The sequence below is a fragment of the Bradyrhizobium viridifuturi genome, from assembly GCF_001238275.1.
Classification (GTDB): Bacteria; Pseudomonadota; Alphaproteobacteria; order Rhizobiales; family Xanthobacteraceae; genus Bradyrhizobium; species Bradyrhizobium viridifuturi.
In genome coordinates, this window is record NZ_LGTB01000066.1 from 1 (window position 1) to 12611 (window position 12611).

The 12611-nt window shown below is 63.0% G+C and carries 12 protein-coding genes and 1 pseudogene; 1 reads left to right on the plus strand and 12 read right to left on the minus strand.

All coding sequences use genetic code 11. The annotated features are described in order from the left end of the window. The 5 genes from ALC15_RS45675 to ALC15_RS46895 all read right to left on the minus strand — a co-directional run. The coding region (locus ALC15_RS45675; protein WP_210168622.1) for a hypothetical protein at positions 1 to 278 on the minus strand (278 nt) is incomplete at its 3' end. Positions 279 to 290: 12 nt separating this feature from the next. Next, positions 291 to 3698: a DEAD/DEAH box helicase gene (locus ALC15_RS38260; RefSeq protein ID WP_050631743.1), complete on the minus strand. Its 3408-nt coding sequence runs from the start codon at positions 3696 to 3698 to the stop codon at positions 291 to 293. Between the two features lie 219 nt (positions 3699 to 3917). Further along, positions 3918 to 4205: a hypothetical protein gene (locus ALC15_RS38265; RefSeq protein WP_050631744.1), complete on the minus strand. Its 288-nt coding sequence runs from the start codon at positions 4203 to 4205 to the stop codon at positions 3918 to 3920. 42 nt (positions 4206 to 4247) lie between these two features. After that, the gene (locus ALC15_RS38270; RefSeq protein ID WP_128089714.1) at positions 4248 to 4481 is read right to left on the minus strand and encodes a hypothetical protein; all 234 of its coding nucleotides are present in this window, start codon (positions 4479 to 4481) and stop codon (positions 4248 to 4250) included. Beyond that, entirely contained in the window at positions 4472 to 5359 is an 888-nt protein-coding gene (locus tag ALC15_RS46895) for a hypothetical protein (RefSeq protein ID WP_050631746.1), read from the minus strand. The genes ALC15_RS38270 and ALC15_RS46895 overlap by 10 nt, the downstream gene beginning before the upstream one ends. Between ALC15_RS46895 and ALC15_RS46900 the strand changes: the two genes are divergently transcribed. Continuing rightward, positions 5358 to 5861, plus strand: coding sequence for a hypothetical protein (locus ALC15_RS46900; RefSeq protein ID WP_050631747.1), 504 nt, complete (start codon positions 5358 to 5360; stop codon positions 5859 to 5861). The two genes, ALC15_RS46895 and ALC15_RS46900, sit on opposite strands and share 2 nt — an antisense overlap. Before the next feature lie 135 nt (positions 5862 to 5996). Here ALC15_RS46900 and ALC15_RS46905 read toward each other — a convergent pair. The 7 genes and pseudogenes from ALC15_RS46905 to ALC15_RS38310 all read right to left on the minus strand — a co-directional run. Continuing rightward, positions 5997 to 6293: pseudogene (locus ALC15_RS46905) on the minus strand (TniQ family protein); the annotation flags it as partial. Beyond that, a complete protein-coding gene (locus tag ALC15_RS46910; RefSeq protein WP_050631748.1) occupies positions 6208 to 7419 on the minus strand; it encodes a TniB family NTP-binding protein in 1212 nt (403 codons plus the stop codon). The pseudogene ALC15_RS46905 and the gene ALC15_RS46910, both read right to left, overlap by 86 nt. 1 nt (position 7420) lies before the next feature. Beyond that, positions 7421 to 9457, minus strand: coding sequence for a transposase family protein (locus ALC15_RS44630; protein WP_162240544.1), 2037 nt, complete (start codon positions 9455 to 9457; stop codon positions 7421 to 7423). A gap of 295 nt (positions 9458 to 9752) precedes the next feature. Continuing rightward, the gene (locus ALC15_RS38295) at positions 9753 to 10487 is read right to left on the minus strand and encodes a hypothetical protein (protein ID WP_050631750.1); all 735 of its coding nucleotides are present in this window, start codon (positions 10485 to 10487) and stop codon (positions 9753 to 9755) included. 617 nt (positions 10488 to 11104) lie between these two features. Continuing rightward, positions 11105 to 11371, minus strand: a complete 267-nt coding sequence (locus tag ALC15_RS38300) for a hypothetical protein (RefSeq protein ID WP_050631751.1) — start codon at positions 11369 to 11371, stop codon at positions 11105 to 11107. Then, positions 11359 to 12141: a hypothetical protein gene (locus ALC15_RS38305; RefSeq protein WP_050631752.1), complete on the minus strand. Its 783-nt coding sequence runs from the start codon at positions 12139 to 12141 to the stop codon at positions 11359 to 11361. The genes ALC15_RS38300 and ALC15_RS38305 overlap by 13 nt, the downstream gene beginning before the upstream one ends. After that, positions 12138 to 12605: a hypothetical protein gene (locus tag ALC15_RS38310; RefSeq protein WP_244486449.1), complete on the minus strand. Its 468-nt coding sequence runs from the start codon at positions 12603 to 12605 to the stop codon at positions 12138 to 12140. Before ALC15_RS38310 ends, ALC15_RS38305 begins: the two co-directional genes overlap by 4 nt. Positions 12606 to 12611 lie beyond the last annotated feature (6 nt).

Genomic DNA, 12611 nt, shown 5'->3' on the forward strand with positions numbered 1-12611 from the left:
GGAATTGCGGCCATTCTGCCGTCTCTGCCTTGCATGCCACGCCCGCCTGCCGGGATTGCCACCATGCGACCGTCGCTGCCCTGCATTCCGCGTGCACCGGAGGGGATCGCGACCATTCGACCATCGCTGCCTTGCATGCCCCGCGCCCCAGCAGGGATGGCAACCATGTGACCATCCGACCCCTGCATCCCGCGGCCGCCATCTGGAATAGTAACCGACACCCCATCGGAACCGGTCATTTTTCTCGGCACGTGTTCCTCCTTCTCGTTGCTACTCATCCGCATCGTTGGCTAATGGCAATAAATCCGAAGTCCGGTATTCCCGCGTGCGCATGAGGTAAAAAGGGTGTCCAAGTACATTTGCATCTGCCAGCTCCGGTTTGTGCGCGGCCCGCGCAAATCGTCCTCGAGCTCGGACCGGTCGAGCAATCGCGCCGCCAAGATCCAGACTTCTCGTTGCCAACTCCGGTTGGTAAGCGCGCCCTTGACGGCGTCGTCGACCTCTCCGACTGAGAGGTTTCGCGCGTTTTTGAAGATGCGGCTAAGCCCAGTCAGCGGCACCTTGTTTGCATAAACGTCTGTATTCCAGCGGTCAGGATCCTTTTTCGGTGCAAGTGCGACCGTCGAGCAGAACGCGAGCGATGCAAGAGCTTGCCTGCCCACGGCTTCGATCGCGGTGACGCTAACGGAATGAACCTTCTCGGCAGCCTTCGCATGAATGATGCAGGCGATCCGATCCTTCGAATTGAGGGCAAGGAAATCACCAACTTCCGTGCTGTCGTCATCACAAACGACCAAATCGAACCTGCTGGCCCTCGTGCCAAAATCTCCCCATTTCGCCAGCGGTTTGCCGGTGTGCGCGCAAACTGATTTCATGAGGCCAAAAAGAGATTTCTCGGCCCAAGCTGCCCTATCTGGAGCGTAGAGTTTTTCCCCTTTTTCTGTATCGATGTCCTTTAGAATAGGGACCGCGAAAACGTTCTCCAATTGAGGGATGCTACCGTCTTCGCGAGGTCCAAATCCCTGGGGAGAGTAGAACCGTCCATTAGCGTAGACCACGCTGCTTTGCTCCGGAATTATCCGGAACATCTGGTCTCGATTGATGAGCTGGGTGAGCGTCGAAGCCGACAGTCGACCGAATTCCGACACCGTCTTGAAATGCTGGTCCAGTTCAACGCTCTGCACACGGTACTTCTTGGTCTTCGCTTTGTACTCCACGTTGCAGGGAATGGCCTTTCCCTCGATCTTGACCTCGAAGTTACCCTGGTCATCCACGTCGGCGCACAGGTCAGCGTAATCAGCGTCGCCCAGGATTCGTGCCATTTTGCCGTCGTCCGCATCGTCGGCCAGCTGATCGGCAAAGGATGAGCCGAAATCAAAGAGAATGCTTTGGGGGGCCGCCTCATCTTCGGTGAGCGGTGAGGAAATCTTTGCATAGCGGCTGAACACGGGGTTCGACTCCGTGTTGGTTTGGGCAAACTGGCTAAGTATCTCGGTCGCCCATCCGAGGTAGTCCTCCATAGGCCGCGGCTCCGGAAAGGCGTCTCGGATTCGCGCTCTTAGAAGACCCAAATATCGACCTCGCCGCCCAACGAACCCGTAGGCAGAAGTCGGGACCATGCCGGGATTCAACAAGTCAGTGAACGTATTTTCGAAGGAATGGGTGCTGATCACCTGTGAACGTATGGCTCGCTCCGACACGTCCAACGATGCGGACGAAATCCGCGAGAGCCGAACTGCCCTGCCGTTCGTGGATTTCGGCATTCCTCTTGCGAGCACTTCTGGAGCGATCCTCGAGAGGCCAAGCCGGTCGGCCTCAAAGACAATCCCTTCGGTGTCATGGGCCAAAACTAAGGGGCCATGGTTGATGAGAACACAGACGCCAAGCGTCCATTCCGGGAAAAAATGCCGAGTTAGGAGCCGAGACGTTTGCCAGCCGTAGTAGGCGATGCCAACCACATTGTCGGGAAGACCGCCAATCTTGATAGGTTTGAACCGATCCTGCCTGAGGAGAGCCTCAATGACCTCTTTTTCGATATCTTCCTTATCAAACGGCCCGGTCAGATCGAAGATTGCCCCGCTTGCGGGCAGCTTCACGTCGTCCTTATAGAGTTGATCGCTGAACCGGGGCCTGAAGTCGCCTTGGACGTACTGAAGGTCCGGCATATCTCTCAGCAGCCGATCTGGAAGCGCCGCCTCGCTAATCACCACGTGTTTCGTGTTGTCCGCACAATATTTCTCGAAGTCGAGATAGCGTTTCCATTGATTTTCGACGCGCTCGAGCAGCCTGGGCGAGGCAAACACATAGGCGGTCTCTGCCTTCTTTCCTTCGGTAGCGGAACGCAGCGCTCGCCCGACCTGCTGAATCAGCTGACGAGCGTTCCCAAATGCGTCGTACAAGGCGACCGCCACGATCGAAGGATCATCAATACCCTCCAACAGTTTCGTTTGATGCACCCAATATTTTACGGAATCGGTACCTGAGGCCGTTTGCGCCGCGTGGACGGTCTTGAACCAAAGTCGAGCGGGATCGTTCTTCTTGACCGCATGATGGACGAGCAAAGCTCGCTGTTTTTGATCGGTCAGCGACTTCTGCAATAGCGCTGCCTTTTCGAAATCACTGGCATGGATTACGACTTTCGGATTCGCCACCTCGGAGATGGATGGCAGCTTCTGCTTGAGAAGGTCGCTGACAAACGCCGTGGCGTCGTCACGGTCGGCATCCTGAAGTGGATCTTTTCTCCGTGTGTCCTCTGACCCGGAGCCCGCGGATACCACGTGAGAATCGGAATATTCGGCACCTAGCTCTGCGCGCACGTTTGTGAGGGCCCTGAACTCCGGCTTTCGTATCTTGTGCTTTTTAATGCTTGTGAGAATCGGCTCGTTGAACACGAAACGGCCGCGGACCCGGAAAGACTTGTAGTCATTGCGGTAGGGGGTCGCGCTGAAAAGGATCGTTGGCAGGTCGGCCTCTCGGATCGCCCGGCTCCACGAAATCGCGGGTTCGTAGTGACCTTCGTCCACGATGATAAGATCGAAGCCTCCGATCAACTGAATTAGCTCTTTGCATTGCTCGGGGGTCGTTAAAGCCTTCGGATCCGGCTTGTCCTTCAGGCTGGTGCGCCTGACCTGGTCAAGGGCTTGGAGGGTGCCGACAAGGATGAGGCGATCTCTCTGTGGGGCGGCGGCAAGGATTGCCGCTGCGTTGCTGGGAAGAAACCGATTGATATACGCAGGTCCGACGACCCCGCCGGCGTGATCGCCGGAGTCATCGTCGAACTGCTCCTTTCCCGACGGATCGCAAAGCTTCATCTTGGACCAGAATCCACGCCGGACATAGGCGTACAACTGCTCTCGAAGCGCCTCCCGAGGCGTAAGAACCAGCACCTTTTTGACCTCGGGCAGACAGCGCGAAAGAACCGTGATGATCGCAGATTTCCCGGTCCCCGTGGCCATCTTGACGAGCGCCGCCTCGTGCTTGATTTCCTCCGCAGCGATGGACCGGTCACTACAGAGGTATGCGACGCAAGAGCTTATTGCCGCGTCCTGATGCTCCCAGAGCGTGCCGTGCCTGCGAGATCCAGATCCGGGCCAGAAGTGATAGCGTGCGAGCAGCTTCATGCGGTCGCCGTAACGAGGCCCGTCGACGCCCACCTCAATGGAACATCGCTCAGTTCTGTAAAGTTCTGCGAGCTTCATGGAAAATCGCTCAGAAAGGATTCCGACCCAAACCACAAGTTGTACGGCATCGATTCAAAGCGCGGGTGCAATGTCAAGATCGTGGCGCTATTTTCTTGTTGAATCCTTTCATTGAGACGCCATGGTGCGGGCCCTCAAAGCGAGGTGGCCCAAACCGTCAGTAGCCGGCATTGACGACGCAGGCCGCGAGGGCCTCGCGGAAGGGGCCGCCGCAACGCGTCATGTTGCCGTAGGCTCGCCGGCGGCGATTTCGTCGGCGACGTGAGCGAAATCGGTCAGCAGCAGGATGCCCTTCAGCAGTTCGCGTTCTCCCGGACTGCAGACGCGTGCATACCGCCGTGCCGCCTTCACGAAGCAGCCCCGGTCGTCGTCGTTGACAGCGATTATGGCCTTCCTGAAGGAGACGTAGGTGTTTGCGGCTTCGAGAGCTTCGAGGAAGGCGGGGCCGAGCGCGGCCATGATGAAGTGGGGCGCTCCGTCTTTGAAATCGGCATAGGTGTAGGCCATCGGTAGGCTCCTTTCGTCGTGACTTCAGTGGGTGAGGCTCGCTCAGTCGTAGTCCCGCTCTCGGGGCCAGTCGCTGAAGTGGCGCATCGCGCCGAGCGCCTTTTCGATGGCGCATTTCGCGTCGTAGAGCTTGGTGCGGGTATTGCCGGGATCGCACAGCACGCCGGCGCCATTGACCCAGCATGTCTGCAGTAGTTGCAGGGCTTCGTTCCAGCCGGCCACGACCTCGTCGGTGACCTGCTGCGCGCGTTGAATTTTGAGATTGTTCATCGACAATTGCGGTTCTCCTCGGTGCTGCGCCGTGTGAGCTTCTTCGACAGATGCTCGATCTGGGCGCGGCGATAGAACGTCGCCCCGACCTTCTCGGAGTCCATGGCCGGCTTCACGCCGGTGGCCTCGAGGTCCTTCTTGACCGCCATGTGATGGCGGCCCTGCCGACGGGCGATCGCGAACAGCGTGACAAATTCGGTCTCGAACCGCTCGGCCGCAGCCGTCGGAACGACCGTCATCGGACAGCGGTTGACCGGGTTGATCACTGTTTCAGACTTGAGGTGGCCGGTGACGATCAGCTTGCGGATCACGTGAGGCCGGGTCTGCAGCCGCGCACCGAGCGCTTCAGCACTGAAGCCGGCTGGATCGGCTCCTCGGACGAGCGCGCGGACCTCTTCCACGTCCACGAGGAGGGCCATGTAGCCGCGTTCGGAGGTCAACCGGGCCTTCCGAGCCAAGCGTCCGTCGAGAACAGCCCGGACGACCTCGACGGAGCCACAGCAGGCGACCTTGGCCGCGGTCGGGATGTCGACCAGGCCGTCTTCCGCGGCCGGCACCGGCGCGGCGCCGTCTAGCAGGCGGGCGAGGAAGGCGTCCAGGTCCTCGGGAGCGAAGAGGTCGGCGGCGCCGTGGTCGGTGGCCTTGATCCGCGGTAGGAGCAGCCCAGACCGGTAGAGCATGTCCCGCTGGACGCGCGGGGCGTTGAGGTAGTTGCCGGCGTCCCGGACGGAGAGGGTGGCCGCGGCGGCCGCCTGGGCCAGGGAAAGGGCCTTCTGGGCGTCGAAGAGGCAGTTTCCGTCCGCGAGCTCGTCGGCGTTCGGGGGCAGCATTCCCGCCGACGAGAGCAGCTTCCGGAGGCGCTTCGGGTGGAGGCCGGTCTCCATGGACAGCGTCCGGATAGAATGCATCCGGCGGGTCTCGGCGGCATTGCCGAAGACGACTTCGCCGGGCCCCACTGGGAAATTCCAGGATGAAGTTGCCGACCAGCTCGCGCAGCGGGTCGTAAGCGCGATCCTCGCGGCCGAATTCCAGGACCTGGTAGATCCGGCCGAAGATGGCCTGCGGCCCTTCGGTGCCGGCGCGCGTGTAGGGGTAGGACGCCTGCAGGTCTTCGAGGAAGACCTCGATGCCGGGTTTGCCGGCGCTCACGATGTCGAAGCCGGCGGCGCCGGCCTGGCGCCATTCCTCGTCGGTGAGGGTCTTCAGGTTCGGCGTGCGGCCGAAGACGGCGACGGCCCCGAACAGCTCGCAGGCCTCGATCGCGACGTGGAACGGCAGGGTGTCGATCAAGCCGACGCCGGCCGGCCCGCCATTCGTGCGGTTGAGGATGTAGGTCTCGAAGGCGGTGAGCGGGCGGGTCCCGGCCTCGGCTGCCAGGCGAGGTAGGAAGGGGAGGATCTTGGCGACGTGGTGCGACCAGTCGTGGAGGGTGCTCGGGGTCATGTCCTTGTCGACAACGACCAGGGGAGTCAGGTGGATCGCGCAGGTCTTCAGAGCCGCGATCGGCCAACGCGCACGCTGATAGGCCACGACCTGCGGGCACGACGTCGGCGCGCCGGCGAGGTCCTCCGCCAGGCACTTCGGGCAGACCACGACGGTGGCGCGGCGCAGGTTGTCGCGGGTAAGCTCCTGACCGCGGTGAAGGTAACGCCGCTCAGCCGTCTTGACGAAGGCGTTCTTGGTGAGTGCGACTGCGTCGGCGCCGCCCTTGCCGGCGATGATGGCGAGCGCTTCAGGCGCGCCGTCGACGACCTTCTGGAAGGTGGTGCTCATGTCCAGGCAGAATTCGCGGGCCGGCAATCCATGGAGGGCGGCCAGGCGCGACGTGAAGCTCGCCGGCGTCTCGCCGGCGCCGAGCGGAACGGTATGGCGGAGCGGCTTCACGACTTGCTCCGGCGCGTCTTTTTGTGGGCCGCGATCTGCGCCTCGGCCTTGTCTTCCTCGACATCCGCCGGGCGGACGAGCGTGGCGTCGATCGTGTGCCAGGCGTCGCGAAAAAGATGTTCTGGTCGTCGGGCATCAGGTTGCGGTCGGCGTAGGCGTTCTGGAAGTCGACCAGCTTGAGGGTCTTGCCGTCGCGGTCGAGGGCGGCTTCGACGGCCTCGCCGAGGATTTCGAGGCTGATGCCCATTTCGTACTGGCCGGCGTGGAGGAGGCGCGGGACCAGCATGGCGTCCTCGTCGATCGCAACCTTGAGGCCGGCCGTCGCCGCGTACGCCTCGACGGCTTCGCCGAGGAATTCGGCGTGCTCTGCCGCGGACAGCTTGGAGAGATACATGAAGCGGGAGCGGCGGCGGAGCTGGCGATCCTTGCGGACGAACGGCATCAGGTCGGGGATGCCGCTCAAGATGAGCTGCACCGGCCAGTCGAGCAGCATGATGTCCTTCAGCGTGTCGCGCACCTTCTGGATTTCGTCCTCGCTCAGCGCATGCAGCACGTGTTGGATGTCGTCGATATGGAGAAACAGGATGCCGTGCAGACGGAACTGCTGGCGGACGCGCAACCACGCCTTGTTCTCGCGCAGATCGCGCTCGATCGGGTAGCCGAGCTTTTCCAGAATCCGCAGCGCGATCTGCAGCAGAGTGCAAGGTGCGGGCGCCTGGATGCTGAGCAGGGGGCTACGCGCATCCGCGACGCCGTAATTCGGGAAGTAGGGGCTGTTGCGGAAGGTGCGCTGAACGAGCCGGGTCTTGCCGGCACCACTCGGGCCCATGATGACGAGGGCCTTGCCCGGCGCCCGGTTATCGGCGGCATTGGGCATGGACTGGTCGACCCGCAACGCGGCGTTCCGCGCAAGGCGCTCGAGATGGCTTTTAAGGATCTCGTCGCGTTCCGTTTCGATATACATGCTCTTCACGGCTTCGATGCGGCCGTTGCGCTTGCGGTCACCGTCGCTCCAGAGTTCGCGGAGATAGGCGGACGGGTCGGCGAAATGGTCGGCCATGTCAGGTCCTCTTGATGACCCACTTGCGGGTCGGTTTCTTGGGTGGTTGCGGCTGCGGTTTCTCGGCTCGGGTCCGCGACTTCGGCTTGCCGGCGGGCTTGGCTGCGGTCCTTTTTTCGGCCGGCACATCGGGCTGAGAGGTCGACGGCAGCTCACGGACCGGGTCGCGGGGCGGCGCCTTGGTGCCGACGGGAATGCGACGCGCGAGCACGTCGATCGGTGCGTCCTGCGGCTTGAGGGGCTCCTCGCGATACCGGACGGTCTTGTTCATCCGCATCCGGATCGCCTCGAGCTCCGCGCGGGACTTCGGCCGATAGAGGATGCTGAGGCGCTTGCGCGTTTCGGCATCGCCCTTCTGCGCGAACTCGATGGCGCGGTGGACGACCGGTTTGACCAGCCTCTGCAGTTCCTGATTCTGACGGCGAAGGTCGGCCAGGGCGGCGTCCCAAACGGCGGCGCTCACGCCCTGCATGATCTTGGGGCCGACCACGGTTTTCCGTTCGCCATTGACGAGCAACGAGATGGCGCCAAGGTCTTCGCCATCGACTGTCACCTTGTAGTCGCGCTCGGGGACCTTCTGGAACAAGTGGTCCGTGAGTGGCGAGCGGTACCAATTTCCGAAGATTTCGATGCCCTGGGCCTGCAGCACGACGGGGAAGGTCTCGCCGAACGCCCGGCGGATCCGGTTCGGACCGGGGGGCACGGTGGGAGCGCGCTTTTTCGTGAGCTCGAGCCAGCGCTGGCGCGGCGTCTCGCCACCCAGCCCGGCGTGGGGAAGATTGTGGTAGACGTCGACCACGAACCGCACGATCAGAGCCGCGAGCTCCTCGACCGTGACGCAGGCCCGCGCGAGGCTTTCGTACTTCCCGCGCACCTGCGGATTTGAGAACGCCCGACCGGAGAAGCGCAGCAGCCCCTTGATGTCGAGGGTCTGGAAGAAGCGTTCGATCTTGGGGCGCTGCTGCGGCGTGTTGATCTGCGGGCTCTTCAGTCTGATGCCGAGATCGGTGCAGATGAACTCCGTCTGCGCGTTGAGCAGGGCGGAGCCCTCGTCGATGACGAACGTGCCCATCGTTCCCCGAAATTCCCAGGGCGTCTCGCAGCCGAGGCTGCGCGCCAGCGCCGTCTTGTCCGACAGGCACATCCGGAGCAGTTGCTTGGTGTTGGAAGCGCCGGTGCTGAGCGCGAGCGTCATCGCGGGAATGACCCTCGTCGTGCAACAGATCGCGGCGCTGAAGACGCACCGCTTCTTCGGGGCGGCCTCCCGCAGTTCCGGGCTGATCGCGTGCCAGATCGCCGGCAGCTCCATCACCAGCGTGTGGAGATGGGTCTTCCAGTCGTCCGCTTCGACGCGCTCCATGGGAAAGACGAGCCCATGGACGCCGCCTTTCGACGGGTGGAAGAAGCGCAATGCGACTTCTTCGCCCTTGCGGGCGGCGACCACGTCGAAGGGCGGCAGGCGGCGGATTTCGATGCGCAGCAGATCGATGGCAGGGCAGGTGAGCAGCGAGACGCCGCGCGCGGCCATGTGCTCCTTGAAATCCTTGGTGACGCGGGCGAGGTCGATGCCCTTATAGTCGGCCAGATCGAGCCCAGCGGCCTCAATGCGTCCGCGGTTGATCTTTGCGAACTCCACCTCCATGTCGTCCCGGATGGAGACGATGGTCGGCTGTTCGAGGCTGAGGTAGCGGTACACGAAATCCATCAGGATCTGCCGCTCTTCCCAGCCATACCGTTCGCCGTAGCGGCCGCAAAGGTGGTACTGCTTCACCAGGCCGAGCGGGCCCATTTCGAGATAGTTGTCCACCCACTCGAGAAAGCGCTTTGGACCGACGAGCTTGAACGCCGGCTTTGCCATCTGGCCGCCTCGGCTCGCCGGCGTCGGGAAAAGCTCGGTCTGCATCTTCTCGAGGACACGGCCGAGGTTCGGCCGGTAGCGTGAGGCCGCACCGCGCGCCTGCATCGCCAGAAACTTCTTGACCGCGACGAGCATGTTGGCGACCAGTTCGCGTTGCTCGTCGCCGAGATCGGCGATCATCTCCTCGTCGCTGTGCAGTTTGCCCGCGGCCCTGCCGGGCTCGGTGCTGAGGTGGTCGATGTCGAATTCGTAACCGTCCTTGAGGAGGTCGAATTCCTCGAACGTCAGAGCGATCTTGCGTTTCGGCAGCGAGAGGGTCTCGAACAGGAAGCCGCCCTTGTCGACCTTCTTTCGCAGGCATGGCTCTCCCATGATGCTGGCGATGGCGGTATCGCCGACATGCCAGCGCAAAGCCTGCCGGGAACGCGGCGGCTTCGGAGGAAGAAGCTCGTGGGCGCGCTGAAGCATCTGGCGATTAGGCCTTGCGCTTCCGTTTCGCGGCGACGACCGCGAGATTGTCGTCGAGGGTGCCGTATTCGACGGGCTTGAGCTTGCCATCCGCTATCGCGCGCACGATCGCCTCGAAGGCGTAGCCGCCGAGCCCGGACCTGCCCGCCAGTTCGCCGATCGTGATCTCGCGCTTGAGATTACGGATGAGCCGGGTGATGACGGCGTCGTCCTGCGGCCAGGGATCGCGCCGGGCGTGATGGATGACTTTCGCGTTGAGCAGGTCGGTGAGCGAGAGATCCATGTCGGTGAAGAGCAGCGTCCAATCGGCGAGCGAAGGCGAAATCTGCTCTGCGATTAGCTCCACGACGCGATCGACGCCGGTCTTTGCGACCAAGGCTGCCGGTTTGACGGCGACCAGGCCGGTGCTGCCGGTGGTCAACTTGACCCGGAAATCGAACGTGTGGGGGCATTTGCGGCCGTGGTCGTCGAGATAGGTCACCGCCGGCGGTTGCTCGGCGATCTCGACGACGTCGCGCCGCATGGCGAGGACGAGCGCGAAGTTCTGTTCGAGCTCCGCCTCGTACCAGACCTTACGCCCGTCGAAGAAATCCCAGCCGTGGACCGAGATCGCCGAGTGCAGCGAGATCGTGCGGCTCGACAGGCTGGGCAACATCTCCGGCTGCACGTCGTCTTCCGGCCGCGCGTCCCGTAGCGACGTATCGGGCATGAAATACGTTTCGTGGATCATCGTCGCTGACATCGGTGGCTTGCCTCCGGGCAAAGCTCCGCCGTTACCGGAAAACGGTTTCCGGACGGGGGCGGTGGATTACGTGGATCTGCGGAAGCGGAGCCCTTGGCGGCCTTGCCAACCCGCCACAGAGCTGATGTGGTGCGGGCATCTGTTGGGTAGGTCGTTTTGGGTTCCTCTTCCGAGGTTTCTCAAATCTCCTTCCGAACGAAGGGCGGGCCGTTACAGCGGTCCGCCTTTTTCGTTTCGACGCGAGGTTCTCCGTTCTTCGTCGTCGCTTCGCGACGAACGTCGTCCTCGTCGACCTCATGTCGTACGGCCGGAGAGCTGGTCGGCACCGGCCGCCATTGGATGCGAATCCTAGGCGAGGTCACTCTTCGGGAAGCCAAAAAGGCGCCTGCCTGCTCTCGGACCTAAACCCAGCTGATACCCCAATCGCGCAGCGCGTCAAACGGAATCTGGAAAAAGCAATGTCCACTCAGTGGCTTACGACGGTTTTTCAAGGATTCGTCTGACTAGCTGAGTCAGCTGAATTACAGGGTCCTGTAGGATTCATAACTTGCGGATCAAGCATCGAGACTTTCTTGTAGAAATCCTCCCGACGGCCCCCTCCGAATTCAGTGTCAGCCCTACAAATCGGTCCACTCGGCCATCATCGCCTCCCCACATGCCCGTTGAAGAAGTGCCCAGACGCGCTGCCGGCGCGCATGGGCGAGGACGGAAAACTTTGCGATGCCGGGCGGCGTGCCGGTCAAAGCATTTGCTGTCTCCATAACGATCACCTGGTAATCGCTCAGGTCGGCCAGGTTGCTCACGTTTCCGATGTGCATCGTCCCGAGCGGTTGCCGCAGCGCGCTGCTGCCAGCCGGCCAAAGTTCGACTTTCACGACGAGCATGCGTTGGCCTCCCGGAGTTCGGTGATTGCCCGAAGGGCGGCGCCCGCAGCGGCGAGCCGCTGCGCGATGCGTTGCGCGCCCGTTCCGGGGCGGAAGGCCGCGAGGAGGTCGTCGAGATCGAGCTCGGCGAGGACGGCGTCGTCCAGTTCGATGGGGGCCCGCCCGGCGAAGCGCCCGATCGCGGTCTTCACGACGGCGCCGGTCGGAGGCCCGAGCTGGATCGTAAGGTCGGCAGCACCGACCAGGGCGCGGGGGAGCAGGCTGACGTCGGCGGAAATGCCCACCACGGACTGGCCGCTGGCCAAGGCGCCCGACACCGCGCTTGAGCCGGAGGAGGCTCCCAGGCCCCGCTGATTGGGCCCGCTCCTGGTGTGCTGCAGCCAGCGATCGCCGAACGAGCGGCGGAAGTGGTCCGCGACCGGCAGGACCCAGGCAGCCGTCGGCACCAGCACGACGACGCAGAGCGCTTGGCCGTGGCGCAGCCGGCGCCGCAGTTCCGGCGAGGCCGCAGCCTCGAAGGCGGCTCCGACGAGTGCCGTCATAGCCTCCGGCCGGCCATTCGAGGCAGGGCTGTCATTGTCGCCCTCGGCTTCCAGGTAGAAGTTGCCCTCGACCGCGGGATCATCGGGATTCTCGAAGCGGCCGCGATCACGGTCGAAGATCCGGTCGATCAAAACGGTGCCCGGCGCCATGCAGTGCTGGTCGACGAGGCGTTTCTTTCCCCACCGGACGTCGATCCCGGGCGAGCGGCGGCGTTTGGTCTTCTTCATGTGCGAGACCTCGTCATGGTGGATGGTCCGAGCGGCTCGGACGTCAGGTCGAGTTCGAGGAGGTTCGAGCAGGCGAGCGACATCACGGCCGGCGAGGGATCCCGGTCGCTGCTGACCATCTCGAGCAAGTGGCCGAGCTCCACCGGCCCCTCGTCGGCGAGAGCCTTGAGGATGCGCAGGCGCAGCGGGACGGGGATAGGCTGGTCTCTGTAGGACCAGACCAGGCGGACGTTGGACCGGCGCGGCTCGGCGCGCAGATCCTCGGCCGTGACGACGAGCTGTTGCAGTTCGAGCTCGCGTAGCGCGATCTGGACCAGACCTTCTTCGTCGAGATGGCGGACCCGGCGGGCCGGGACGACGTCGAGATAGTGTCGGCCGTCGGGCCGCGTCAGGACGACGGCGTCGAGGTCGACTACTTGCGCGGGCCCAACATTCGCCGTCGCAACGTGTGAGATCGCGCGCACCTCCGG

What these genes read in the sequence shown, in the direction of transcription:
- ALC15_RS38265 (WP_050631744.1), bottom strand. Translation starts at nt 4,205, where the DNA reads ATGGCCTACACCTATGCCGATTTCAAAGACGGAGCGCCCCACTTCATC.
- ALC15_RS46900 (WP_050631747.1), top strand. Translation starts at nt 5,358, where the DNA reads ATGGACAGCGTCCGGATAGAATGCATCCGGCGGGTCTCGGCGGCATTG.
- ALC15_RS38260 (WP_050631743.1), bottom strand. Translation starts at nt 3,698, where the DNA reads ATGAAGCTCGCAGAACTTTACAGAACTGAGCGATGTTCCATTGAGGTG.
- ALC15_RS46910 (WP_050631748.1), bottom strand. Translation starts at nt 7,419, where the DNA reads ATGGCCGACCATTTCGCCGACCCGTCCGCCTATCTCCGCGAACTCTGG.
- ALC15_RS46895 (WP_050631746.1), bottom strand. Translation starts at nt 5,359, where the DNA reads ATGGAGACCGGCCTCCACCCGAAGCGCCTCCGGAAGCTGCTCTCGTCG.
- ALC15_RS44630 (WP_162240544.1), bottom strand. Translation starts at nt 9,457, where the DNA reads ATGATCGCCGATCTCGGCGACGAGCAACGCGAACTGGTCGCCAACATG.
- ALC15_RS38305 (WP_050631752.1), bottom strand. Translation starts at nt 12,141, where the DNA reads ATGAAGAAGACCAAACGCCGCCGCTCGCCCGGGATCGACGTCCGGTGG.
- ALC15_RS38295 (WP_050631750.1), bottom strand. Translation starts at nt 10,487, where the DNA reads ATGTCAGCGACGATGATCCACGAAACGTATTTCATGCCCGATACGTCG.
- ALC15_RS38300 (WP_050631751.1), bottom strand. Translation starts at nt 11,371, where the DNA reads ATGCTCGTCGTGAAAGTCGAACTTTGGCCGGCTGGCAGCAGCGCGCTG.